Below are 25409 nucleotides of genomic sequence, written 5' to 3'. Positions count from 1 at the left end.
CAATCTGCCGTCATGGATCGGCCCTGGCGCCGACCCGGAACCGCTCAGAAACCAAGGAGGGCATCATGAAACGAATCGTCAAACTGCTGGTGGCCGCGGGCGTTGCGGCAGCCACCTTGTCCGCTTGTGTGGTGGTGCCGGCCGGCCCGCCGCATCCGCATTACTACCGTCCTTACTACGGACCGGGCCCGGGCTACTACTACGGGCGCTGAGGACAGGACGGCACGATAAATATCTTTTGGGAAATATTCTCGCACGGCAAGATGGCGAGGCGAAGGCGGCTACCGACATTCCGGTGACCGCCTTTTTCATTTGGCGGCTGCGGATTCCCCATTCGTCGCACGGCGCTGGCCATCGGCCGCCCGGCGCGCGACAGTGGCGCATCGTTCACGCTCCGCAAGGAAACCCGCCATGTCGCCGACCACCGTCAAAGCCATCCACTTGCTGGGCGCCGTTCTTTTTCTCGGCAACATCATCGTCACCGCATTTTGGAAAACGCTGGCCGAGCGCACCGGGCAACTGGCCGTGATCCGCTTTGCCGTGAGGGTCACCAATTGGGCCGACCTGGTGTTTACCTTCGGCGCAATCGTGCTGCTGGCCGGCGCCGGCCATGCGATGGCGCCGGCGTTCGGCGGCGTGACGGGCAGCTTCTGGCTGACGACGGCGTCGGGTCTGTTCATCGCCACCGGCGTGCTGTGGCTGGCGGTGCTGGTGCCGGTGCAGTGGAAGCAGGCGCGCCTGCTGGCGCCGTTGCCGGACGATGCGCCGGTGCCGCAGGCCTATCGCAGGCTGGCGCTGGTGTGGACGGCGGCGGGCGCGCTGGCCACGCTGATGCCGTTGGCGGCAGCCTGGCTGATGGTGGCCAAACCGGTCTGAGGCGGATGGACCAGACGGCGGCCGCGCTCGTCCCGGGGACGACGCGGCTTTTTCACGTCCGCTACATCTGTTTGAAAAGGTGGCTGAACAGCCGGCTGACGGCCAGCTTCTCGGAACGGTTGCGCAGCACCAGCGACATCTTGCCGGCTTCGTCGCGCACCGCCGCCTGCACGTGGCGCACCTGCACCACGGTGCCGCGATGCACCTGCCAGAACTGTTGCGCATCGAGCTGGGGAATCAGCTCGCGCAGGCTGGTGCGGATCAGCGCTTGGCCGTCGGCGGTGACCACGTTGACGTATTTGTCGGTGGCTTCAAAGTAGATCACGTCGCTTACCGGGATCATGCGCACCTGGTTGCCGACCGCGGCACGGATGATGTCCAGCCTGGCCGCCGGCTGGGCCTCGGCCTCGGCTGTATCCGGGGAGGCCAGCCGGCGCAGCTGCGCCAGCGCGCGCTCGAGATGCTCGTCCTGGCTGCCGGCGGCGCGTTGATCGAGCAGCGCCTTCAGGCGGGCGACGGTGGCGCCCAGGCGCGCGTCGTTGACCGGTTTGAGCAGGTAGTCCACGGCCGCGCGCTCGAAGGCTTCCACCGCGTAGTTGTCGTAGGCGGTGACGAACACGATCAGCGGGAAAGGGCGCCCGGCGGGCCAGGCGTCGGCCAGTTCGCGCGCGACCTCCAGCCCGCTGCGTCCCGGCATCCGTATGTCGAGCAGCAGCACGTCCGGCAGCAGCGCCAGCGCCTGCTCCAGCGCCTCGATGCCGTTGGCGGCCATGTGCGGCGCCTCCAGCTCGGGCCAGGTGCGTTGCAGCGCCTGGCGCAGCGCATTGGCCAGCAGCGGTTCGTCTTCGGCGATCAGTGCGGTCGGTTGCGGCATGCCGGCTCCCGTGGAGGAAAGGCGCTTCAGTTGTCGAGGATGCGCGCGCCGCGCACCGGGCGGTGCGCGGCCTTGAGCGCCTTGAGCGGAATCGTGATCTGCGCCATCGCCCCGGCCGGGACGTTGTGCGTCATGATCAGCTCGGCCAGCGGGCCGTACAGCGTGACCAGGCGTTCGCGGATGTTTTCCAGGCCGAAGTGCATGCCGATCTCGGGCTCCTTCTTGCCGGTCATCGCGGCCAGCCGCAACGCGGGCGAGGGCTGGTTGAAACTGACCCCGGTGGGCAGGCCCACGCCGGTGTCGAACACCGACAGCACCAGCATGTCGTTGTGGGTGGCCGCGCGCACGGTGCAGTTGCCGCCGTCCACCTTGGGTTCGAGGCCGTGCTTGATGGCGTTTTCCACCAGCGGCTGCAGCAGCATCGGCGCCAGGCGCAGGCGGCCCAGGTGTTCCGGCAGCTGCAGCGTGTACGACAGGCGCATACCCATGCGCAGCGACATCAGGCCGAGATAGGCCTTGATCAGGTCGAATTCCTTTTGCAGCGAGGTGCTGTCCGCGCGCGAGGCCGACAGCGTGGTGCGCAGGTACTGGATCAGCTGGTCCAGCATCTGCTGCGCGTGCAGCGGTTCGGAGGCGATCAGGGTCTGCAGCGTGGCCAGGGTGTTGAACAGCATGTGCGGCTCGATCTGCGCCTGCAGCATCTGCAGCTGGGCCTGCACCGCCTGCTTCTCGACCTGGCTGGCGTGGGCCTGCAGCGCGGCCATCTTCTCGCGGTTCCAGAAGAACAAGGCGGCGCCGAAGCAGGCCAGGAAGGTCAGCACGATCACGCCGATGATGTTGTCGCTGTGCTCGGGCATCAGCGTGGCGATCGGGTGTCCCATCAGGTAGCTTGCCAGCAGGCGGCCCAGCAGCACCGACAGCGGCGCCATCACCACCAGCATGAGCGCAAAGCCGACCTTGTGCGGCTCGCCGTCGCCCCAGATCGCCAGGCGCAGGCCGTTGATCAGCAGCATGGCCAGGATGCCGATGCACATCGCGATCTGCAGGTTGGAGTAGAAACCGTCGCCGATGCGCATCAGGTAGGTGACCGCCAGCGCGCACATCAGGTTGATGACCAGCGTGGGCAGCAGCGATTTGGCCAGCTCACGCAGCAGCAGGGCCAGGCGGGGCGGGACGGAGGTATCTCGTTGATTCATTCGTGTGCGATTCAGTGAAACGGGGCGCGGGCGTGCATAGTATCCCGATTCCCCGGGCCACAGTCCAGCCGTGGCGCCATGGCCGCACAATGCCGCAGCCGGGCCGCGCCGGCCAGCGCGGCGCGACGAAATGCGCCGCGGCCGGCGCGAAGCGCTTGAAGCGCGGCGCGATCTGCTCTACCTTATGCGCCGGCCGGCGCCGATGCCGGACAACACGAACGGAGAATGAACATGTGGCCCTATCCCAAGGTTCTCGCCCACCGGGGCGGCGGCACGCTGGCGCCGGAAAACACGCTGGCAGGATTTCGCACCGGCCTGCAGCACGGCTACCGCGCGGCGGAGTTCGACGTCATGCTCACCCGCGACGAAGTGCCGATCCTGATGCACGACCCCAGGCGCGGGCGCACGCTGCCCGGCGAAGGCCTGATCGCCGAGACCGACTGGGCGGTCCTGCGCGAGCTCGATGCCGGCGCCTGGCTGGATGCCTCGTTTGCGGGCGAGCGCCTGTGCACGCTGGAGCAGGGGCTCGACTTCTGCCTCGAGCACGGCATCTGGATGAACGTCGAGATCAAGCCGGCCGCCGCAGCACATGCCCGCCGCACCGGCGAGCTGGCGGCGCAGGCGGTCGCACGGCGCTTTGCCGGCGTGTCGCTGCAGGCGTCGTTGCCGGTGCTGTCCTCGTTCTCGTTCGAGGCCCTGATGGCAGCCAAGGAGGCGGCGCCCGATCTGCCGCGCGGCTTCCTGGTGGACGTGATTCCCGACGACTGGGAGGCGCGCCTGGCGCAGCTGCAGGCGGTGGCGCTGCACACCAGCCACAAGAACCTCACCCCGGCGCTGGCGGGCCAGGTCAAGGCGGCCGGCTACGGCCTGTTCTGCTACACGGTCAACGACCCGGCGCGCGCCGCCGAGATCAGGGGCTGGGGCGTGGATGCCTTCTGCACCGACCGCATCGACCTCATTCCCGCCGACGCCTGGTAGAACAAGGGCGCGCGGCGCTGCGTCGAATTAAGCGGCAAATCGGGCTCTTACCGGGGGACTGAATCGCCCGGCTCTGGCTATGATTTCCTTGCCGCCCGAGCCGGCGTGCGCGCCGAAGGGGGAGCGGGACGCTGTCAACGATCTGCGGGCAGGCACGTTAAGGAAGCACAAGGCCGGTGCATGTGAGAGCGCCGGTGGACTTGTGGAGCACACAACACTGAGAGATAGAGGAAAACGATGAAGATCAACAAACTGCTGGCAGCCGTACTCGTCGCCGCCTTCGCCATGCCGGTCCTGGCCCAGCCCGCACCGGCCCCGGCTCCTGCCGCAGCAGCTCCGGCCGCCAAGCCGGCGCCGAAGCACAAGAAGCACGCCAAGAAGGCGAAGAAGCACAAGAAGCACAAGAAGCACGCCAAGAAGGCGGCTCCGGCCCTGCCCATCAACAAGGGCGCGTGATCACGCAGGCCGACGGCCAGCGTCGTCGGCTGCAAGGCATTACCGGAAGGGGCGGCTGGAACTGTTAAGGGGCCGGGGTGCGCGGATACCGCGTCACACCGGATTGAGGATCAGCCAAACCTGTAACCCGTCGGATGACTCCGACGGGTTTTTTTTCGCCCGCGCCGGGGCGAGGGCAGCGTCACGCCGGACGCAGTTGCTGCTGCGGCATCGGCGGCGGGGAGGTAGCGGGGAGGTAGCGGGGAGGTAGCGGGGAGGTAGCGGGGAGGTAGCGGGGAGGTAGCGGGGAGGCGGCCCGCGATGTCCGGCAGGCAACCCCGGCGCCATGGCCGCGGGGCTGCTTCTCCCGCGCAGTATCACGTATAATCGTCGGTTCGCAATCATTTTTTGCACCGTCTATTACCAGCCTTCGAACATGAACTCAGCCGAAATTCGCGATAAGTTTCTGAAATTCTTTGAATCCAAAGGACACACCGTCGTCCGGTCTTCCAGCCTGGTCCCGGGTAACGACCCGACCCTGCTGTTCACCAACTCCGGCATGGTTCAGTTCAAGGACGTGTTCCTGGGCTCCGACAAGCGCAACTACGTGCGCGCGGCTTCCGTGCAGCGCTGCCTGCGCGCCGGCGGCAAGCACAACGACCTGGAAAACGTCGGTTACACCGCGCGCCACCACACCTTCTTCGAGATGCTGGGCAACTGGTCCTTCGGCGACTACTTCAAGCGCGAATCGCTGAAGTGGGCCTGGGAGCTGCTGACCAAGGTCTACGGCCTGCCCGCGGACAAGCTGTGGGCCACCGTCTACCAGACCGACGATGAAGCCTACGACATCTGGACCAAGGAAATCGGCCTGCCGCCGGAGCGCGTGGTGCGCATCGGCGACAACAAGGGCGCGCCTTACGCCTCCGACAACTTCTGGCAGATGGCCGAGACCGGCCCCTGCGGCCCCTGCTCGGAAATCTTCTACGACCACGGCCCGGAGATCTGGGGCGGCCCCCCGGGCAGCCCGGAGCAGGACGGCGACCGCTACATCGAGATCTGGAACAACGTGTTCATGCAGTTCGACCGCCAGCTCGACCCGGCCACCGGCGAATACACGCTGACCCCGCTGCCGGCGCCCTGCGTCGACACCGGCATGGGCCTGGAGCGCCTGGCCGCGATCTTGCAGCACGTGCACAGCAACTATGAGATCGACCTGTTCCAGGCGCTGATCAAGGCCGCCGCGCGCGAAACCGGCGAGACCGACCTGTCCAACGCCTCGCTGCGCGTGATCGCCGACCACATCCGCGCGACCTCCTTCCTGATCGTCGACGGCGTCATCCCCGGCAACGAAGGCCGCGGCTACGTCCTGCGCCGCATCATCCGCCGCGCGCTGCGCCACGGCCACAAGCTGGGCCAGACCAAGCCGTTCTTCTACAAGCTGGTCAAGGACCTGGTCGAGCAGATGGGCGTGGCCTATCCGGAGCTGCCGGAAGCCGCCCAACGCGTCGAGATGGTCCTGAAGCAGGAAGAAGAACGTTTCGGCGAGACGCTGGAACACGGCATGAAGATCCTGGAAGCCGCGCTGGCCGCCAACACCGGCAAGCTGGACGGCGAGACCGCCTTCACCCTGTACGACACCTACGGCTTCCCGCTGGACCTGACCGCCGACATCTGCCGCGAGCGCAATGTCGAGCTGGATGAGGCCGGCTTCGGCGCCGCCATGGAGCGCCAGAAGAACGCCGCGCGCGCCGCCGGCAAGTTCAAGATGGCAGCGGCCATCGAATACACCGGCGACAAGACCAAATTTGTCGGCTACGAGGCGCTGGCGCAGCAGGCCAAGGTCGTCGCGCTGTACGTGGCGGGTTCGCCGGTGCAGAAAATCGACGCCGGCCAGGACGCCATCGTGGTGCTGGACACCACCCCGTTCTACGCCGAATCCGGCGGCCAGAGCGGCGACGCCGGCGCGCTGGAAGCCTCCGGCGGCCTGTTCGCCGTGGCCGACACGCAAAAGATCCAGGCCGACGTGTTCGGCCATCACGGCCAACTGATCCAGGGCAGCCTGGCCGTGGGCGACACCGTGCAAGCCAAGGTCGATGCCGACCAGCGCGCGCGCACCATGCGCAACCACTCGGCCACTCACCTGATGCACAAGGCCCTGCGCGAAGTGCTGGGCGTGCACGTGTCGCAGAAGGGTTCGCTGGTCGACGCCGACAAGACCCGTTTCGACTTCAGCCACAACGCCCCGATGAGCGCTGAGGAAATCCGCCGCGTGGAAGAGATCGTCAACCGCGAAGTGCTGGCCAACGTGGCCACCGGCGCCAAGCTGATGGGCTATGACGACGCGATCGCCGCCGGCGCCATGGCGCTGTTCGGCGAGAAGTACGGCGACGAAGTGCGCGTGCTGTCGATCGGCACCTCGACCGAACTGTGCGGCGGCACCCACGTCGAGCGCACCGGCGACATCGGCCTGTTCAAGATCGTGTCCGAAGGCGGCGTCGCCGCCGGCATCCGCCGCGTCGAAGCCGTCACCGGCGAAGGCGCGCTGGCGCTGGTGCAGTCGCTGTCCTCGCGCGTGGCCGAAGCCGCTGCCGCGCTGAAGACCCAGCCGGAAGAACTGCTGCCGCGCATCGGCCAGGTGCAGGATCAGGTCCGTGCGCTGGAGAAGGAACTGGCTGCGCTCAAATCCAAGCTGGCCGCAAGCCAGGGCGACGAACTGGTGACCCAGGCCGTCGACATCAAGGGCATCAAGGTGCTGGCCGCGACGCTGGAAGGCGCCGATGTCGCCACCCTGCGCGAGACCATGGACAAGTTGAAGGACAAGCTCAAGAGCGCCGCCATCGTGCTGGCGTCGGTGAAGGACGGCAAGGTCAGCCTGATCGCCGGCGTCACCGCCGACGCCACCGGCAAGGTCAAGGCCGGCGAGCTGGTCAACTTCGTCGCCCAGCAGGTGGGCGGCAAGGGCGGCGGCCGTCCAGACATGGCGCAAGCCGGCGGCACCGAGCCGGCCGGCCTGCCCGACGCACTCAAGGGTGTGTCCGACTGGGTTGGCGCCAAGCTCTGATCCTGAATCCAGGATCCCATCAACAGGCCACGGAGAGCCCGATGAGCGATTTCAAGTTTTGTCCGGTATGCGCAGCCGACCTGGTGCTGCGCGCCGACGAGGGAGAAGCCGGCAAGGTCCGGCTGGGTTGCCCGGAGGGGCACTGGACCCACTGGGACAATCCGCTGCCGGTGTTGGCCGGACTGGTTGAAATCGACGGCAAGATGCTGACCGCGCGCAATGCGGCGTGGGCCGAAGGCCGCTTCGCGCTGATCACCGGTTTCATGGAGCGCGGCGAGACGCCTGAAGAAGGCATCGCCCGCGAGATCAAGGAAGAAACCGATCTCGACGCCCAGGAAATCAAGCTCATCGGGGTCTACGAATTCATTCGCAAGAACGAGCTGATCATCGCCTATCACGTCAAGGCGACCGGCGCCATCAAGCTGTCGCCGGAACTGCTGGAATACCGCCTGAGCGCGCCGGCCGACCTGCGTCCCTGGCCGGCAGGCACCGGTCATGCGGTGGCGGACTGGATGCGCGAGCGCGGCTTGCCGGTGCAGTACGTCGAATTCGCCGGTTCCAGCACGCCTATCGAGACGCCCCATATCGCCAAGTAGGCCCGACAAGGGCTGTTTAGTTGCTTTTGCACAAGCTTAGTGCGGCGAATACAACATATCTTGTGCGATGCATCAACTCGGCGCATCTTTGCAGTAAAATCGTTTTCGTTGTGTTCCATTTTGAGTCGAAGTAATGACCATTGAATTTCACCGGGAACTTGATGCGCGCGGCCTGAACTGTCCGCTGCCGATACTCAAGACCAAGAAGGCGCTGGCCGATATGGCAAGCGGCCAAGTGCTCAGGGTTACCGCCACCGACACCGGTTCGGTGCGCGATTTCCAGGCATTCGCCAAGCAGACCGGCAACGATCTGCTTGAGCAGTCGCAGAACGATGAGCACGAGTTCATCTTCTTCATGAAGCGCAAGTAGCATCTACCGCCGCCGGAGGCCGCGCACCTGCAGCAAGTCGCATGGAGCGAACGGTGCGCACAAGGTGCAAAACACCGGCAGCAATGAAAAAAGCCCGCAGATGCGGGCTTTTTTTCGTCCGTGCCAGAGGGCAGCGGTTCAGAACTCCGGGTGGAAGCTTTCGGCGCGCGCGATCGGCCAGAACTTCTCGTAGACCTGGTAGCGGTAATTGCCGTCGACCAGGTCGTTGGGTTCCAGGTATTTCAGCACGTTGGACATCAGCTGGATCTCGTGGTCGTTGATGCGCCGCACGATATGGTGCGGGCGCAGCGCCGAGGTATGCGGCAGGCCCGCGGCCTGGACCAGTTCCTGCAGCGCGTGCAGCGTGCTCTGGTGGAAGCGGTAGACGCGCTCGGCCTTGTCGGGCACCACCAGCGCGCGGGCGCGCTGGGCGTTCTGGGTCGCCACGCCGGTCGGGCAGCGGTCGGTGTGGCAGCTCTGCGACTGGATGCAGCCCAGCGCAAACATGAAGCCGCGCGCCGAGTTGCACCAGTCCGCGCCCAGCGCCAGCGTGCGCGCCAGGTCGAAGGCGGTGACGATCTTGCCGCCGGCGCCGATCTTCACCTTGTCACGCAGGCCGATGCCCACCAGGGTGTTGTGCACCATCAGCAGGCCTTCCTGCAGCGGCATGCCGACGTGGTCGACGAACTCCAGGGGCGCCGCGCCGGTGCCGCCTTCGGAGCCGTCCACGGTGATGAAGTCGGGCACGATGCCGGTTTTCAGCATGGCCTTGGCGATGCCGAAGAACTCCCACGGGTGGCCGATGCACATCTTGATCCCGACCGGTTTGCCGCCGCTGCGCTGGCGCAGCTTCTCGATGAATTCCAGCAGGCCGATCGGCGTCGAGAACGACGAATGCACCGCCGGTGAAATGCAGTCGATGCCCATCGGGATGCCGCGCGTGGCCGAGATCTCCGGCGTGATCTTGGCCGCCGGCAGCACGCCGCCGTGGCCGGGTTTGGCGCCTTGCGAGAGCTTCACCTCGATCATCTTGATCTGCGGCGCCTGCGCCTGGACGGCGAATTTCTCTTCGTCGAAGCTGCCGTCGGCATTGCGGCAGCCGAAGTAGCCGGAGGCCACCTGCCACACCAGGTCGCCGCCGAACTCGCGGTGGTAGGCCGAGACCGAGCCTTCGCCGGTGTCGTGCGCGAAGTTGCCTTTCTTGGCGCCGTGGTTGAGCGCGCGGATGGCGTTGGCCGAGAGCGAGCCGAAGCTCATCGCCGAGATGTTGAACACCGACATCGAATAAGGCTGGGCGCGCCCCTCGCCGACGATGACGCGGAAATCGTGACTGGCGATCTTGGTGGGCGAGAGCGAGTGGCCTATCCATTCGTGGCCGCCTTGCTGCATGTCCAGCTCGGTGCCGAAGGGACGGCTGTCGACGTCGGCCTTGGCGCGCTGGTAGACGATGCTGCGCTTCTTGCGCGAGAACGGACGGCCGTCCATCTCGCCCTCGAAGAAGTATTGGCGGATTTCAGGCCGGATCGATTCGAACATGAAGCGGAAGTGCCCGATCAGCGGATAGTTGCGCAGCACCGCATGCCGTCGCTGCACCAGGTCGCGGATGCCGATGACCGAGAACACCAGCGGCACCAGCGACCAGCCCCAGCTGATGTAATGGCCGCCGGCCAGGAGCAGCAAGGCGGCGGTCAGGATGATGACCGACCAGAACACGAAATAACGGTTTGCCCACATGATGAAGATCCGCTTGTTGTCGTTGTTGTGCCGAGACGAAGCGGCTTGGCGCCGTCCGACGGAGTTTGCAGGATTCTAACGCCGACGCAGAGCTTGCGATTGGGCCGAACTGAGGGGTCTTTACCGCCGATTTGCCGGTACCGGCCTGCGCGCCCTTGTGCCGGGCCGTTGTTTGGGCCAGTGGCATCCTTATTGCTTATATCGATCACCAGAAGAAGTCGCTCCGGGGAGGGCGGCCAAACCACATATTTCATCCGCAGCGGGGGCGAGACACGCGATGTCTTTATGAAAACAGCAGCTTCACCGGCCTTTCAGGACCAGGGCAATTCTTCCGTCCATTCCATTCCGCGCTCGCCGCGCCTGCTTGAAACCCTGCTCGCCAATCTCGACGGCGTGGTCTACCGCTCGCGCGACGACGAGCGATGGACCATCGAATTCGTCAGCGAGGGCTGCCTCGAGCTGACCGGCTACCTGCCGGAAGACCTGCTGCTGAACCAGCGGCTGTCCTTCGCCGACCTGATCCATCCGGACGACCGCGAGATGGTGCGCGCGCATGTGGCCCAGTGCGTGGCCGCGCGGCGCCGCATCGACGTCGAATACCGCATCAGCCGCGCCGACGGGGAGACCCGCTGGGTGTGGGCGCGCGGCGTGGGCATCTACGGCGCCGGCGGCAAGGTCGAGGCGCTGGAAGGCTTCATGCAGGACGTGACCGAGCGCAAGGAGGCGGCCCAGGCGCTGCAGGAAGCCGAGCGCCGCTACCGCAGCATCTTCGAGAACGCCATCGAGGGCGTGTTCCAGACCACGCCCGACGGCACCTATATCGCGGTCAATCCGGCGCTGGCCCGCATCTACGGCTATCGCTCGCCGGAAGACCTGATCGTCAGCCTGCGCGACATCCGCCACCAGCTCTACGTCGAGCCGGAGCGGCGCAACGAATTCATGCGTTTGATGGAAGAGCGGGGCCAGGTGTCGAATTTCGAATCGCGCGTCTATCGGCGCGACGGCGACATCATCTGGATTTCCGAAAATGCCCGCGCCGTCTGCGACGAGGCCGGCAACCTGGTGTGCTACGAGGGCACGGTGGAGGCCATCACCGAGCGCAAGCTCTACGAGGCCGAGATGCGTCACCAGGCCACCCACGACGCGCTCACCGGCCTGCCCAACCGCAACATGCTGCACGACCACCTGCAGCGCGCGATCAACAACGCGCGCCAGAAGGGCGGGCTGACGGCGGTGGCTTTCGTCGACCTCGACCAGTTCAAGTTCATCAACGACAGCCTGGGCCACCAGGTCGGCGACGAGTTGCTCAAGACCGTGGCGCAGCGGCTGCAATCCTGCCTGCGCGACTCCGACATGGTGGCGCGCCAGGGCGGCGACGAGTTCGTCCTGGTGCTGCAGAACCAGACTGGCGGCGAGGCCGGCATCGCCGAGGTGATGCAGCGCATCCTGGCGGCGGTATCGCGTCCCTGGCAGGCGGGCGACCGAGAATTCCACATCACCTCCAGCATCGGCGTGAGCCGCTACCCGACCGACGGCAAGGATGTGGAAACCCTGCTCAAGAGCGCCGACTCGGCGATGTACCGCGCCAAGGAGCAGGGCCGCAACAACTTCCAGTTCTTCGCGCCGTGGATGGACAGCCAGGTCAGCAATCGCCTGGAAATGCTGATCAGCCTGCGCCGCGCGCTGGACCAGCAGGAGTTCAAGCTGTTCTACCAGCCCAAGCTGAGCCTGAAGGACGGCAGCATCATCGGCGCCGAGGCGCTGATCCGCTGGGAGTCGCCGGAGCAGGGCATGATCTCGCCGGACCGCTTCATCCCCTTCGCCGAGGAGGCCGGGCTGATCGTGCCCATCGGCGAATGGGTGCTGCGCACCGCCTGCCGGCAGAACAAGGCGTGGCAGGATGCCGGCCTGCCGCCGGTGCCGGTGGCGGTGAACCTGTCGCCGCGGCAGATGAACCCGGCCTTGCCCGATTTCGTGGCCGATGTGTTGGCCCAGAGCGGACTGGCGGCGGCGTGGCTGGAGCTGGAGATCACTGAAAACGTTGTCATGAAGGACGCCGAGAAGACCGTGGCCGCGCTGCACGCGCTCAAGCGCCTGGGCCTGCAGATATCGGTGGACGACTTCGGCACCGGCTATTCCAGCCTGTCCTACCTGCGCCGCTTCCCGGTCGACGCGCTCAAGATCGACAAGTCCTTCGTGCGCGACATCGCGCGCGACGCCGACAGCGCGGCCATCGTCAAGGCGGTGATCTCGCTGGCGCATATTCTCAACCTGCGGGTCATCGCCGAAGGGGTGGAGGACGAGGAGCAACATGCTTTCCTGAAGGAAAATGGTTGCGACGAGGTGCAGGGTTATTATTTCGGCAAGCCGATGACGGCGGCCGATTTCACCCGCCGGCTGGGCGAAGAAGCCGGTCGCCTCGGCGAGGCGCGCTGACGCCGGGCTGACGGCTGGCGCAAATTATTGTGTAGGGGCCGCAACAGGCCCCAAGCCCGGAAATCTTTGTGCTACACTCCGCGCAGTACTTTTTTGCTTTGCGCCCGACCGCCGCAGCCTCTGCGGCAAACAACGGCTCCACGACGCAAGGCCGGTAGTTGAAAAGGTGCAGATCGGCCGTCCGCAACCCCGCGACATGACGGCTTTGCGAAAGCGCGGATCATCCCGCGACGCCGATTTGCCCGGGTCTTAGATTCCAGCTCATTCAATCTCCTAAAAATCGGGCACCGGAAAGCAGCGCCACCGCTTTATGCACAGCGCAGCAGGTTTGCCGCACCCGGCTCATCGGGGCGCCGGGGATAGTCGCAACCATGCCGGTCTCTGGAACAAGCACGAGCCGAACTTTTGTTTAACAACAAGACGCACAAGAGTCGTACATGAATATTGCTGAGGCGAAGAAAGTCCTCGAAACCGCATTGCTTTGCACGCATGAGCCCTTATCGATCAATGATCTGAAAAAGCTGTACGTCGACCCGGAAAGCGATCAGGCCAGCGAGATCGGCGCGGATGCCATCCGCCAGATGCTGGACGAGTTGCGCGAGGAATGGGCCGACAAGGGGGTGGAAGTGGTCAGCCTGTCGACCGGCTGGCGTTTCCAGAGCCGCCGGGAGATGAAGGTCTACCTGGAGCGCCTGAACCCGGAAAAACCGCCGAAATACACGCGCGCCACGCTGGAAACGCTGGCCATCATCGCCTACCGGCAGCCGGTCACGCGTGGCGACATCGAAGAGATCCGCGGCGTCGCGGTCAATTCGCAGACGATCAAGATGCTGGAAGAACGCGGCTGGATCGAGTCCATCGGTCACCGCGACGTGCCGGGCCGCCCGGCGTTGTTTGCCACCACCCGCAAGTTCCTGGATGACCTGGGTTTGAGTTCGCTGGAAGAGTTGCCGCCGTTGCAGACGGTCGGCGCCGAAGCGGCCGCCCAGGGCGCGTTGCTGGAGCTGCAGGCGCTGGAAGGCGGCGTTGCCGCGCTGGCGGAGCAGGCCGAGGGCGAAGCCGAAGCGTCCGAGGAGGATGCGACGCAGGATGGCCAGATGGAACTGGCCGAGGCCGCAGGCGACGAGGAAACTCCCGCCGCAGCGTCCGAAGAGGCCGCGATGAGTACCGACGCCGCCGGGATGGATCCCGACGCGCAGTCGCTGCAGGCAGAAGCAGAAGCAGAGGCAGAAGCAGAAGCCGGTATCCAGTCCGATGCGCTCGGGCCGGAAGTGGCCGAGCAGGATGCGGCAGCGGCAGAGCAGGCAGCAGACAAGGATGTGGTCGATGGGGAAGCGGCCGCAGCACCTGGTGAAGACGCTTCTGAAGAAGCGCAAGAACCTTTTGGACAAGACGTTGCCGTAACTGGCACAGACGCCGATGAGACCGCCGACGAAGCGGCAGGCGAGCACAACGACACCACCGAGCGGGCCGAACCGGATCCGCGCAATCAAGATTCGAAGAATGAAGCCAACTAGTTCCAAAGACGAGCAAAGCGTCGAGCTTGCCGCGGCAGATGCGGCCGCCACCGAGAAGCCGGTGAAAAAGCGTACCCGCAAGGCCGCAGCCGGCGCCGAGGCGCCTGCCGAAGCTGCGGTCGCTCCGGTCGCCGCCGACGAAGCGCCTGCGCCGAAGAAGCGTGCCAGCCGCGCCAAGAAGGTCGTGGCCGAGGAGGCGCCTGTAGCGCCGCCGGCAGAGGTCGCAGAGGCAGCAGCGCCGGCCGCCGAGAAGAAGCCGCGCGTGACCAAGCCGCGCGCCAAGAAGGCGGACAAGGCTGCCGAGTCGGCGCCCGTCTCCCAGCTCAGCCTCGACATGGAAGCGCCGGCCAAGGCAGGCGCGCCAGCTCCGGCCGAGGCGCCCAAGGTCATCGTGACCGTCGGCGACGAAGTGGTGGCGCCGCCGGTGCTGCTGGATGCGCCGGTCGACCCCAATCGCGCCAAGCCCGCGCGCCGCGGTGTGCGCGGCCCCCGTGCCTTGCGCAACAACCGCGCGGCGCAACGCGCCGCTGCCGGCGCCGAAGCGGCGTCGGGCCAGCAGAAGCCTGCCGGTGAAGCCGGTGCGGCGCCGGAGGCCCGTCCCCAGTTCAAGAATCAGGGCCAGCAACAAGGCCAGCAAGGCAAGAAGGCCTTCGACAAGGGCCACAAAAAGCCCAAGGCGCCGCAGCTGGGCCTGCGCGCCGAGCAGCCTGCCGACGACATCTTCTCGTATGTGACCTCGGAAGCCTTCGACCGCGATGAAGGCGGCAAGAGCCAGAATCGCCATCCGCACCAGCTGCGCGGCAAGAACGGCCGCCGCGACCTGACCGCCGAAGACGATGCGCCCAAGCTGCACAAGGTGCTGGCAGACGCCGGCCTGGGTTCGCGTCGCGACATGGAAGAGCTGATCGTCGCCGGCCGCGTCTCGGTCAACGGCGAGCCCGCCCACATCGGCCAGCGCATCCTGCCGACCGACCAGGTCCGCATCAACGGCAAGCTGCTGCAACGCAAGGTTTCCAAGCGTCCGCCGCGCGTGCTGGTGTATCACAAGCCGGCCGGCGAAATCGTCAGCCACGCCGACCCGGAAGGCCGCAGCTCGGTGTTCGACCGCCTGCCGACCATGAAGGCCGGCAAGTGGCTGGCCGTGGGCCGCCTCGACTTCAACACCGAAGGCCTGCTGTTGTTTACGACCTCCGGTGACCTGGCCAACCGCCTGATGCACCCGCGCTACAACATCGAGCGCGAATACGCGGTGCGCACCCTGGGCGAGCTGGAAGAAGGCATGCGCCAGAAGCTGTTGCACGGCGTCGAGCTCGATGACGGCCTGGCGCAGTTCTCGCGCATCGCCGACGGCGGCGGCGAGGGCGTCAACAAGTGGTATCGCGTGACCATCGGCGAAGGCCGTAACCGCGAAGTGCGCCGCATGTTCGAGGCGATCGGCCTGACGGTGTCGCGACTGATCCGTACCCGCTACGGCGCCATGAGCCTGCCGCAGACCCTGAAGCGCGGTCGTTGGGAAGAGCTGGAAGAAAACGCCGTGCGCAACCTGCTGGTGGCCTGTGGCCTGGAAAAGCAGGGCAGCGAGCAAAAGGCTTCCGGCAGCGGCGGCCAGGGCAAGGGCCAGAGCCAGGGCCCGCGCGGCAACCAGATGCAGAACCAGAACCGCGGTCCGCAAAAGGGACGCGGCGGCAATGGCGGCAACTACGGTGGCAATGGCGGTAACGGTGGCAATGGTGGTAATGGGGGCAACGGCGGCAAGAGCGGTGGCCAGCCCAAGAGCCGCCAGCCGGATCCGCTGCAGACGGCGCTCGGTTTCCCCGACGCCGGTCAGCGCCGCAACAATCGTCCGCAGCGCGGCAACGGCATGGGCAGTTTCGCCCTGGCCGGCCTGCCGGGCATGAACCGTCGCGGTGGCGGCGGTGGTGGCGGTCGCGGACGTTGATGCCTTGAGGTGTTGTCGGATTTTCCCTGTGGAAATTCCGGTGGCGCCAAAGGGAAGAAAATTGATGAAACGCCTCTCCGCGGGGCATTTTCATCGGGTTTGGCGCCAAATCCTGTGCCGGGTTTGGTGCATTCCGTCCAATCTTGAATTGCCGTGCATACCGTAATCGGTTATAATGTGCAAGTTAAACGCAACCTGCCGCGAATCGCATATGTGCTAATTCATTGAAAGATCCGCCTGCGCCACGACTTGTTGGATGTGTCGTGAATGGCTTGGCGGTTCGCGTGAAGTGTGATCTCGAAGTTGCGTAGAGATAACAAAAGATGGGCGGATGCCCATTTTTTTTTTGCTGATCAATTTCGATGCCGGCGCGTCATGCCGGCGTCAAAACGGAGAAATAGTCTTGCAATTGCTGGAGCTGATCGAATCCACCCTGTCGGGCATGGGCTACGAACTGGTTGAGTTCGAGAAGGCGCCGCGCGGCCTCGTGCGCGTCTTCATCGATTTCCCGTTCGACCCCGCCGCTGAAGAAGAGCGTTCGATCACCGTCGAGGATTGCGAGAAGGTGACGCATCAGTTGCTGCACGTCTTCACCGTCGAAGAAGTGCTCTATGAACGTCTCGAAGTGTCCTCGCCCGGGCTGGACCGCCCCCTGAAGAAGTTCTCGGACTACGTGCGTTTCGCCGACTGCGAAGCAATCGTCAAACTGCGCGTGCCGCTGCCCGGCACGTCCAACCGCAAGAGCTACCAGGGCATGCTGCGTGAACCGGAAGGCGAGAACCTGGTATTGGAATTTGAAGCAAACGATGGGTCGGCCGCCGTGTTGAATTTCACGCTGGCCGATGTGGATAAGGCACAACTCGTGCCGCAGGTCGATTTTAGGAGTCGCAAAGGATGAGCCGCGAAATTTTGTTGTTGGTCGATGCGCTGGCGCGCGAAAAGAATGTCGATAAGGAAGTCGTCTTCGGCGCGTTGGAGCATGCGCTTGCGCAGGCGACCAAGAAGCGCTACGAAGGCGAAGTCGACATTCGCGTCTCGATCGACCGTGAAAGCGGCGAGTTCGAGTCGTTCCGCCGCTGGCACGTGGTGCCCGATGAGGCCGGCCTGCAGCTGCCCGACCAGGAAGTGTTGCTGTTCGAAGCCAAGGAACAGTACGCCGATATCGAAGTCGACGAATACATCGAAGAACCGATCGAATCCGTCGAGTTCGGCCGCCGCTTCGCGCAAGACACCAAGCAGGTCGTCCTGCAGCGCATCCGCGACGCCGAGCGCGAACAGATCCTGGCCGATTTCCTGGCCCGCGGCGACGCGCTGGTCACCGGCACCATCAAGCGCATGGAGCGCGGCGACGCCATCGTCGAGTCGGGCAAGATCGAAGCGCGCCTGCCGCGCGACCAGATGATCCCGAAGGAAAACCTGCGCATCGGCGACCGCGTGCGCGCCTTCATCCTGCGCATCGACCGCAGCGCCCGCGGCCCGCAGGTGATCCTGTCGCGCACCGCGCCCGAATTCATCATGAAGCTGTTCGAGCTGGAAGTGCCGGAAATCGAGCAGGGCTCGCTGGAAATCAAGTCCGCCGCGCGCGACCCGGGCGTACGCGCCAAGATCGCGGTGTATACCGCCGACAAGCGCATCGACCCGATCGGCACCTGCGTGGGCATGCGCGGTTCGCGCGTGCAGGCCGTGACCGGCGAGCTGGGCGGCGAGCGCGTGGACATCGTGCTGTGGTCGGAAGACCCGGCGCAGTTCGTCATCGGCGCGCTGGCCCCGGCCAACGTCACCTCCATCGTGGTTGACGAAGAAAAGCACGCCATGGACGTGGTGGTCGACGAGGAAAACCTCGCCATCGCCATCGGCCGCGGCGGCCAGAACGTGCGTCTGGCATCGGAACTGACCGGCTGGCAGATCAACATCATGACCGCCGAGGAATCGGCCGACAAGTCGGCCGCCGAAACCGCCGTGATCCGTACGCTGTTCATGGAAAAGCTGGACGTCGACCAGGAAGTGGCCGACATCCTGGTCGAGGAAGGCTTCTCGACCCTGGAAGAAATCGCCTACGTGCCGATCAACGAGATGCTCGAGATCGAATCGTTCGACGAAGACACCGTCAACGAGCTGCGCAACCGCGCCCGCGACGCCCTGGTGACCGAAGCGATCGCTTCCGAAGAAGGCCTGGAAGGCATGGACGAGGAACTGATCAACTTCGAAGGCCTGGACCGTGTGCTGGCCGGCAAGCTGGGCCTGGCCGGCGTGAAGACGCTGGCAGCCTTCGCCGGCCTGGCGTATGACGAATTCGGCGCGATCCTGGCACTGCCTTCCGAGCGCGCGCGCCAACTGATTGAAAATGCATTTGAAGATGTGACCGACGATGAAATGAAGCTCATCGATTCCAAATACGATGAGCGGGCCAAGGCGTTGCAAGCCAAGGCATGGAGCGAGACCGAAGCCCGCTGATTTGCGGACTTTGCGATTCCACATCATCTGTCGAGCCACATAGAAAAGAGGACTGAATGGCGAGTACCAACGTTGCCCAATTTGCCACCGAGCTGAAAATGCCCGCCGACCTGCTGCTTACCCAGCTGCGTTCGGCCGGCGTTGAGAAGAGCTCTGCATCCGATTCCCTGTCGAAGGAAGACAAGGACCGCCTGCTTGAACATCTGCGCCGCTCGCGCGGCGCCGCGCCGGAAGGCGAGAAGAAGAAGATCACGCTGACCCGCAAGGAAACCAGCGAGATCAAGCAGGCCGATGCGACCGGCAAATCGCGCACGATCCAGGTGGAAGTGCGCAAGAAGCGCACCTTCATCAAGCGTGACGAACCGACCGTCGAGGAAACCGCGACCCGCGTCGCGGCGACCCAGAACGATCAGGCCGAAGCGCAGGAACGTGCCGAGGAAGAGGCTCGCCGTCAGGCTGAACTGAAGGCCCAGGAAGAACGCCTGGCCCAGCTGGAAGCCGAGCGTGTGGCCCAGGCCCAGGCCGCCGAGCTGGAGCAGAAGCGCGCCCGCGAAGCCGCCGAGGCGGAAGCCGCGCGCGCCGCAGCCGAAGCTGCCGCCGAAGCCGAGAAGGCCAAGGCCGGCGTACAGACTGCGCCCGCTGCCGCGCCGAATCCGGCTGAAGAGGAAAAGAAGCGCGCCGCCGCCGAGGAAGCCAAGAAGAAGGCTGCCGAGGCCGCCAAGGAAGCAGCCGAACGCGCTGCCGCCGCTGAGCGCGCGCGCAAGGCCGTAGAAGATGAAGTGGCCCAGATCAAGGCCATGATGAATGCGCCGCGCAAGGTCATGAAGGCGCCGGAACCGGCGCCCGCACCCGCCAAGACGTCGGAAGGCACGCTGCATAAGCCGGCCGACAAGAAGCCGGGCGAGAAGAAGGATGACAAGAAGCCGGCCGTCGCCGCCGACAAGAAGTCGATCAAGTCGGCCAATGTCGCCTCGACCTGGCAGGACGACGCCAAGAAGCGCGGCACCGGCGGCATGAAGTCGCGCGGAGCCACCGGCGGCGGTCGCGACAGCGGCTGGCGCGCAGGCGGCAAGGGCGGTCGTCGTCATTCGCATGGCGACGATTCCCGCGAGAGCAACTTCCAGGTGCCGACCGAAGCCGTGGTGCACGACGTCTACGTGCCGGAAACCATCACCGTGGCCGAAGTGGCGCACAAGATGGCGGTCAAGGCATCCGAGGTCATCAAGCACCTGATGAAGCTGGGCCAGATGGTAACCATCAACCAGGTGCTGGATCAGGAAACCGCGATGATCGTGGTCGAGGAAATGGGCCACCGCGCTCACCCGGCCAAGGAAGACGATCCCGAAGCCTTGCTGGTCGAAGGCGAAGAACACGCGAATGCCGAAGCCCTGCCGCGCGCACCGGTGGTCACCGTCATGGGTCACGTCGACCACGGCAAGACCTCGCTGCTGGATTACATCCGTCGCGCCAAGGTCGCTTCCGGCGAAGCCGGCGGCATTACCCAGCACATTGGTGCTTACCACGTGGAAACCCCGCGCGGCATGATCACCTTCCTGGATACCCCGGGTCACGAAGCGTTTACCGCAATGCGTGCCCGCGGCGCCAAGGCGACCGACATCGTGATTCTGGTGGTGGCAGCCGACGACGGCGTGATGCCGCAGACCAAGGAAGCGATTGCCCACGCAAAGGCCGGCGGCGTGCCGCTGGTGGTGGCGATCAACAAGATCGACAAGCCGGGCGGCAACCTGGACCGCGTCAAGCAGGAACTGATTGCCGAAGGCGTCGTGCCGGAAGAATACGGTGGCGAATCGCCGTTCATTCCGGTGTCGGCCAAGACCGGCGAAGGCATCGACTCGCTGCTGGAAAACGTGTTGCTGCAAGCCGAAGTGCTGGAACTGACCGCCCCGATCGATGTGCCGGCCCGTGGCCTGGTGATCGAAGCCAAGCTGGACAAGGGCCGCGGCCCGGTGGCAACGATCCTGGTGCAGTCCGGTACCCTGAAGCGCGGCGACGTCGTGCTGGCAGGTTCGGCCTACGGTCGCGTCCGTGCGATGCTGGACGAGAACGGCAAGAACATCACCGCCGCAGGTCCGTCCCTGCCGGTCGAGATCCAGGGCCTGACCGAAGTGCCGTCGGCCGGTGAAGAAGTGCTGGTCATGTCGGACGAGCGCAAGGCGCGTGAAATCGGTCTGTTCCGTCAGGGCAAGTTCCGCGATGTGAAGCTGGCCAAGCAGCAGGCCGCCAAGCTGGAAAACATGTTCGACCAGATGACCGAAGGCGAGGTCAAGAACCTGCCGATGATCATCAAGACCGACGTGCAAGGTTCGCAGGAAGCGCTGGTGCAATCGCTGCAAAAACTGTCCAACGCCGAGGTGCGTGTTCAGGTGGTGCATGCGGCCGTCGGCGGCATTTCCGAAAACGACGTCAACCTGGCGGTCGCATCGAAGGCGGTCATCATCGGCTTCAACACCCGTGCCGACGCCTCCGCACGCAAGCTGGCCGAAGCCAACGGCGTGGACATCCGTTACTACAACATCATTTACGATGCGGTGGACGAGGTGAAGGCTGCGATGTCGGGCATGCTGGCTCCGGAAAAGCGCGAACACTCGCTGGGCCTGGTGGAAATCCGCCAGGTGTTCGTGGTCAGCAAGGTCGGCTCGATCGCCGGTTGCTACGTGCTCGAAGGCCTGGTCAAGCGCGGTTCGCAAGTCCGCCTGCTGCGCAACAACGTGGTGGTCTGGACCGGCGAGCTGGACTCGCTCAAGCGCTTCAAGGACGACGCCAAGGAAGTCAAGTCGGGCTTCGAGTGCGGTCTGTCGCTCAAGGGCTACAACGATATCGAGGTGGGCGACCAGCTCGAGATCTTCGAAGTCCAGGAAGTGGCTCGTACCCTGTAATGCAGTCCCGCCGGCGCGAATCGTCTTCGCGCCGGCATCATTTGAAGGATCCGTCGCAGCAACGCGGGAATCGTCCCGACTAGCCACCGGCGGATTGTTTTTTTAAAGCATGGCAAAACACAGCAAATCCATTCCCGGACGCGGCTTGCGCGTCGCCGACCAGATCCAGCGCGATCTGTCGGAGTTGATCGCCTTCGAGCTGAAGGATCCGCGGGTGGGCATGATCACCATCACCGAAGTGCAGGTCACTCCGGACTACGCGCACGCCAAGGTCTTCTTCACCACGCTGGTGGACAACGCCGACGCGGTCAAGAACACCCTGGCCGGCCTGCGCAAGGCCGCCGGTTTCCTGCGCACCCAGCTCGGCCGCCGGCTGACCATCCATACGCTGCCCGAGCTGCATTTCGTGCACGACAACTCGACCGCGCGCGGTATCGAGATGTCGCGCCTGATCGACGAAGCCAACGCCACCCGCGCCAAGGATTCGGACGACGAAGCCTGAGTCCGGCGCAGCGCAGTACAGCAAGACAACAAGATGCGGCCGCTGGCGCCGCACTCCTTAGACGATTCAATCCCCGCCTGCGCGCTGGTACGCGCGGCGGCAGCTTATCCCATGGCAGACAACACGACGGCGGACGCAGCGTCCCCCATTTCCGGCAATGAGAAGCGCGGCAAGCGCATCCAGGCGCCGCGCGCGCCCCGGCCGCCGCGCGTGCCGGTGCACGGCGTGCTGTTGCTGGACAAGCCGGTCGGCCTGTCCTCCAACGACGCGCTGATCCGCGCCAAGCGCATGCTCAACGCGCCCAAGGCCGGGCACACCGGTACGCTCGATCCGTTCGCGACCGGACTGCTGCCGCTGTGCTTCGGCGAGGCGACCAAGTTTTCGCAAGACTTGCTGGAAGCGGACAAGACGTATGAAGCCGTGGTCCACCTCGGCGTGAAGACCGATACCGGCGACACCGAGGGACAGGTCATCGCCGAGCGCGCCGTGGATGTGGACATTGCGCAAATCGAAGCCGCCATGGCGCGTTTTCGCGGCCCGATCAGCCAGGTGCCGCCCATGCATTCGGCCTTGAAGCGCGACGGCAAGCCGCTGTACGAATACGCCCGCGCCGGCATCACGCTGGAGCGCGAGGCGCGCGACGTGGTCATCCACAGTCTTGAGATGCTGGGCTATCAGGCGCCGATGCTGACCATTCGCGTCACCTGCAGCAAGGGCACCTACATCCGCGTGCTGGGTGAAGACCTGGGCGAGGCGCTGGGCTGCGGTGCGCATCTGAACGCATTGCGCCGCACCGGCGTCGGTCCGCTGAGCCTGCAGGGCGCCATGACGCTGGAGCAGTTCGACGCGGCGGGCGAAGTCGAGCAGCGCAAGGCCGCGCTGTTGCCGGTGGACGGCTTGCTGCAGAGTTTCCCCGCGGTGCAGTTGCCGGACGAGCTGGCGCGCCGTTTCCTGCACGGGCAGCGCCTGCCGCTGGCCAAGGAAGGCGTGGCCGCGCCGGAGCATTCCGGGCGCGTGCGCGTCTATCGGGAGTCCGACGCAGTGCTGCTTGGAACCGGACTGTTGCAGGAATACAGCATCCTGGCGCCGGAACGGCTGGTGTCCACCGCCTGATGAACCAGCCGGAAATCGGCTTCGGGCGCTCCTTTCGAGGTGGCGTCCGAACGGCGGCAAGCCGTTGAAAATACAGGTCTTTTCTAATTTCATGCGTCGCAACATGCTATAATGCGCGCCTTCCGAGAATCGGTATTCCAACCCATATTCACCATGTCAAACAATATCCGCGCAATTCGCAACATCGCCATCATCGCCCACGTTGACCACGGCAAAACCACCCTGGTCGACCAGCTGCTGCGCCAGTCCGGCACCTTCCGCGACAACCAGCAAGTCGACAACCGCGTGATGGACTCGAACGACATCGAAAAGGAACGCGGCATCACGATCCTGTCGAAGAACTGCGCGGTCGAGTACAAGGGCACCCACATCAACATCGTCGACACCCCAGGCCACGCCGACTTCGGCGGTGAAGTCGAGCGCGTGCTGTCGATGGTCGACAGCGTGCTGCTGCTGGTGGATGCGCAGGAAGGCCCGATGCCGCAGACCCGCTTCGTGACCCGCAAGGCGCTGGCGCTGGGCCTGAAGCCCATCGTCGTGCTGAACAAGATCGACCGTCCGGGCGCGCGTCCGGAATGGGCGATCAACGCCACCTTCGAACTGTTCGACAAGCTGGGCGCGACCGAAGAACAGCTGGACTTCCCGGTGGTGTACGCCTCCGGCCTGAACGGCTACGCCGGCCTGACCCCGGACGTGCGCGACGGCTCGATGGAGCCGCTGTTCGACGCCATCCTGAAGTACGTGCCGGCGCGTGAAGACGACCCGAACGCCCCGCTGCAACTGCAGATCACCTCGCTGGAATACTCGTCCTACGTCGGCAAGATCGGCGTCGGCCGCATCCTGGCCGGCCGCGTCAAGGGCGGTCAGGACGTGGTGTGGATGAACGGTCCGGAAGACAAGCCGACCAAGGCCCGCATCAACCAGGTGCTGACCTTCAAGGGCCTGGAGCGCGTGCTGGTGGACGAAGCCCTGGCCGGCGACATCGTGCTGATCAACGGCATCGAAGAAATCGGCATCGGCTCCACCATCTGCGCCCCGGACACCCCGAACGGCCTGCCGATGCTGAAGGTCGACGAACCGACCCTGACCATGAACTTCATGGTCAACACCTCGCCGCTGGCCGGCCGTGAAGGCAAGTTCGTCACCACCCGCCAGATCCGCGACCGCCTGGAAAAGGAACTGAAGTCCAACATGGCGCTGCGCGTGGTGCAGGCTGAAAACGACGACTCGACCTACGAAGTGTCGGGCCGCGGCGAACTGCACCTGACCATCCTGATCGAAAACATGCGCCGCGAAGGCTTCGAGCTGGCCGTGTCGCGTCCGCGCGTGGTGTTCCGCATGGTCGACGGCGTGCGTGAAGAGCCGTACGAAAACCTGACCGTCGACGTCGAAGAAACCCACCAGGGTGGCGTGATGGAAGAACTGGGCCGCCGCCGCGGCGACCTGCAGAACATGGAACCGGACGGCAAGGGCCGTGTGCGTCTGGAATACCACATTCCGGCACGCGGCCTGATCGGTTTCCAGGGCGAATTCATGACCCTGACCCGCGGCACCGGCCTGATGAGCCACGTGTTCGACGACTACAAGCCGGTCGACACCACCAAGGGTGAACTGGCAGGCCGTCGCAACGGCGTGCTGATCTCGCAGGACGACGGCGCCGCCGTGGCCTACGCACTGTGGAAGCTGCAGGATCGCGGCCGCATGTTCGTCAGCCACAACGACCCGGTGTACGAAGGCATGATCATCGGCATCCACTCGCGCGACAACGACCTGGTCGTGAACCCGATCAAGGGCAAGCAGCTGACCAACGTGCGCGCTTCCGGCACCGACGAAGCAGTGCGCCTGGTGCCGCCGATCGAGCTGAACCTGGAATACGCGGTCGAGTTCATCGAAGACGACGAACTGGTCGAAGTGACGCCCAAGAGCATCCGCCTGCGCAAGCGTCACCTGAAGGAACACGAGCGCAAGAAGGCCTCGCGCGAAGAATCGCTGTAATGCGGAAGGGCGGCCCGCCGTGTGGCGGGGCCGCCATGGAGACGGCGTCTGCCTGGGTTGATATCTTTTTTGTGAATATCAGATATCAGCACAATAAAGCAGACAACTATGATGCGCTGCCATATAGTTACACCTGTCTCCTCCAATTTCCTCCTAAAGAATTGGATTCAAGCCCGCAACTTCGGTTGTGGGCTTTTTTTTTGTCGAATCAGTTTGGCGACGCCTTCCATGGCAAGGCTTTCCACCGATGAGCTGCCGCGGCCGGCAGAGGTGCTTGAACAAAGACGCCAACAGACAATTCCCGGACGGTGGTATTGGAGTGTCGTTGTTTTCTCGGCATGTTTCGCATTCGGCACTGAATTTGTGCATTGCGAAATGACGCCTGCGGGATTGTGGTGCAGAATCGTGTCCGCTGTATAAAAATCCTATCTCACAG

19 protein-coding genes are annotated in these 25409 nt (G+C 64.9%); 16 read left to right on the top strand and 3 right to left on the bottom strand.

Annotated features, from left to right (window positions below):
• The first annotated feature begins 65 nt into the window (after positions 1 to 65).
• Together CEJ42_RS25040 and CEJ42_RS13480 are read left to right on the top strand one after the other, a co-directional pair.
• Positions 66 to 212 carry a hypothetical protein gene (locus CEJ42_RS25040; protein WP_165774433.1) on the top strand — a complete coding sequence of 49 codons (147 nt, stop codon included), beginning with the start codon at positions 66 to 68 and terminating at the stop codon, positions 210 to 212.
• A gap of 199 nt (positions 213 to 411) precedes the next feature.
• Positions 412 to 876, top strand: coding sequence for a DUF2269 family protein (locus CEJ42_RS13480; protein ID WP_088751406.1), 465 nt, complete (start codon positions 412 to 414; stop codon positions 874 to 876).
• Positions 877 to 937: 61 nt separating this feature from the next.
• Here CEJ42_RS13480 and CEJ42_RS13475 read toward each other — a convergent pair whose 3' ends face one another.
• On the bottom strand, positions 938 to 1750 hold the full coding sequence (locus CEJ42_RS13475) for a LytR/AlgR family response regulator transcription factor (protein ID WP_088751405.1): 813 nt from the start codon (positions 1748 to 1750) through the stop codon (positions 938 to 940).
• Positions 1751 to 1776: 26 nt separating this feature from the next.
• Positions 1777 to 2946: a sensor histidine kinase gene (locus CEJ42_RS13470; protein ID WP_088751404.1), complete on the bottom strand. Its 1170-nt coding sequence runs from the start codon at positions 2944 to 2946 to the stop codon at positions 1777 to 1779.
• A 231-nt stretch (positions 2947 to 3177) separates the two neighbouring features.
• Between CEJ42_RS13470 and ugpQ the strand changes: the two genes are divergently transcribed.
• The 5 genes from ugpQ to CEJ42_RS13445 all read left to right on the top strand — a co-directional run bounded on the left by ugpQ (position 3178) and on the right by CEJ42_RS13445 (position 8386).
• On the top strand, positions 3178 to 3924 hold the full coding sequence (ugpQ, locus tag CEJ42_RS13465) for a glycerophosphodiester phosphodiesterase (RefSeq protein ID WP_088751403.1): 747 nt from the start codon (positions 3178 to 3180) through the stop codon (positions 3922 to 3924).
• A 237-nt stretch (positions 3925 to 4161) separates the two neighbouring features.
• Complete coding sequence (locus tag CEJ42_RS13460) at positions 4162 to 4380, top strand: hypothetical protein (RefSeq protein ID WP_079218556.1); 219 nt, start codon at positions 4162 to 4164, stop codon at positions 4378 to 4380.
• Between the two features lie 415 nt (positions 4381 to 4795).
• On the top strand, positions 4796 to 7420 hold the full coding sequence (gene alaS / locus CEJ42_RS13455) for an alanine--tRNA ligase (protein ID WP_088751402.1): 2625 nt from the start codon (positions 4796 to 4798) through the stop codon (positions 7418 to 7420).
• A 41-nt stretch (positions 7421 to 7461) separates the two neighbouring features.
• Entirely contained in the window at positions 7462 to 8016 is a 555-nt protein-coding gene (locus CEJ42_RS13450) for an NUDIX domain-containing protein (RefSeq protein WP_088751401.1), read from the top strand.
• Positions 8017 to 8149: 133 nt separating this feature from the next.
• Positions 8150 to 8386, top strand: coding sequence for a sulfurtransferase TusA family protein (locus CEJ42_RS13445; RefSeq protein ID WP_079218559.1), 237 nt, complete (start codon positions 8150 to 8152; stop codon positions 8384 to 8386).
• A 138-nt stretch (positions 8387 to 8524) separates the two neighbouring features.
• Here the strand turns inward: CEJ42_RS13445 and CEJ42_RS13440 are convergent, their stop codons facing one another.
• Complete coding sequence (locus CEJ42_RS13440; protein ID WP_088751400.1) at positions 8525 to 10120, bottom strand: FMN-binding glutamate synthase family protein; 1596 nt, start codon at positions 10118 to 10120, stop codon at positions 8525 to 8527.
• Between the two features lie 285 nt (positions 10121 to 10405).
• Between CEJ42_RS13440 and CEJ42_RS13435 the strand changes: the two genes are divergently transcribed.
• From CEJ42_RS13435 to typA, 9 genes are all read left to right on the top strand, one after another.
• Positions 10406 to 12556 carry a putative bifunctional diguanylate cyclase/phosphodiesterase gene (locus tag CEJ42_RS13435; RefSeq protein ID WP_079218561.1) on the top strand — a complete coding sequence of 717 codons (2151 nt, stop codon included), beginning with the start codon at positions 10406 to 10408 and terminating at the stop codon, positions 12554 to 12556.
• A gap of 437 nt (positions 12557 to 12993) precedes the next feature.
• On the top strand, positions 12994 to 14073 hold the full coding sequence (gene scpB / locus CEJ42_RS13430) for an SMC-Scp complex subunit ScpB (RefSeq protein ID WP_088751399.1): 1080 nt from the start codon (positions 12994 to 12996) through the stop codon (positions 14071 to 14073).
• Entirely contained in the window at positions 14060 to 16012 is a 1953-nt protein-coding gene (gene rluB / locus CEJ42_RS13425) for a 23S rRNA pseudouridine(2605) synthase RluB (protein ID WP_088751398.1), read from the top strand. The genes scpB and rluB overlap by 14 nt, the downstream gene beginning before the upstream one ends.
• A 403-nt stretch (positions 16013 to 16415) precedes the next feature.
• Complete coding sequence (rimP, locus tag CEJ42_RS13420; RefSeq protein WP_079218564.1) at positions 16416 to 16910, top strand: ribosome maturation factor RimP; 495 nt, start codon at positions 16416 to 16418, stop codon at positions 16908 to 16910.
• Complete coding sequence (nusA, locus tag CEJ42_RS13415; RefSeq protein WP_079218565.1) at positions 16907 to 18466, top strand: transcription termination factor NusA; 1560 nt, start codon at positions 16907 to 16909, stop codon at positions 18464 to 18466. Before rimP ends, nusA begins: the two co-directional genes overlap by 4 nt.
• 56 nt (positions 18467 to 18522) lie before the next feature.
• Positions 18523 to 21363, top strand: a complete 2841-nt coding sequence (gene infB / locus CEJ42_RS13410) for a translation initiation factor IF-2 (protein ID WP_088751397.1) — start codon at positions 18523 to 18525, stop codon at positions 21361 to 21363.
• 109 nt (positions 21364 to 21472) lie between these two features.
• Positions 21473 to 21865: a 30S ribosome-binding factor RbfA gene (gene rbfA / locus CEJ42_RS13405; RefSeq protein ID WP_079218567.1), complete on the top strand. Its 393-nt coding sequence runs from the start codon at positions 21473 to 21475 to the stop codon at positions 21863 to 21865.
• A 111-nt stretch (positions 21866 to 21976) separates the two neighbouring features.
• Positions 21977 to 22978, top strand: coding sequence for a tRNA pseudouridine(55) synthase TruB (gene truB, locus CEJ42_RS13400; protein WP_088751396.1), 1002 nt, complete (start codon positions 21977 to 21979; stop codon positions 22976 to 22978).
• A 153-nt stretch (positions 22979 to 23131) separates the two neighbouring features.
• Entirely contained in the window at positions 23132 to 24973 is a 1842-nt protein-coding gene (gene typA, locus CEJ42_RS13395) for a translational GTPase TypA (RefSeq protein WP_079219352.1), read from the top strand.
• Positions 24974 to 25409 lie beyond the last annotated feature (436 nt).

This window comes from Herbaspirillum robiniae, from assembly GCF_002213415.1.
GTDB lineage: Bacteria > Pseudomonadota > Gammaproteobacteria > Burkholderiales > Burkholderiaceae_D > Herbaspirillum > Herbaspirillum robiniae.
This window is presented reverse-complemented; position numbering and strand designations above follow the sequence as displayed.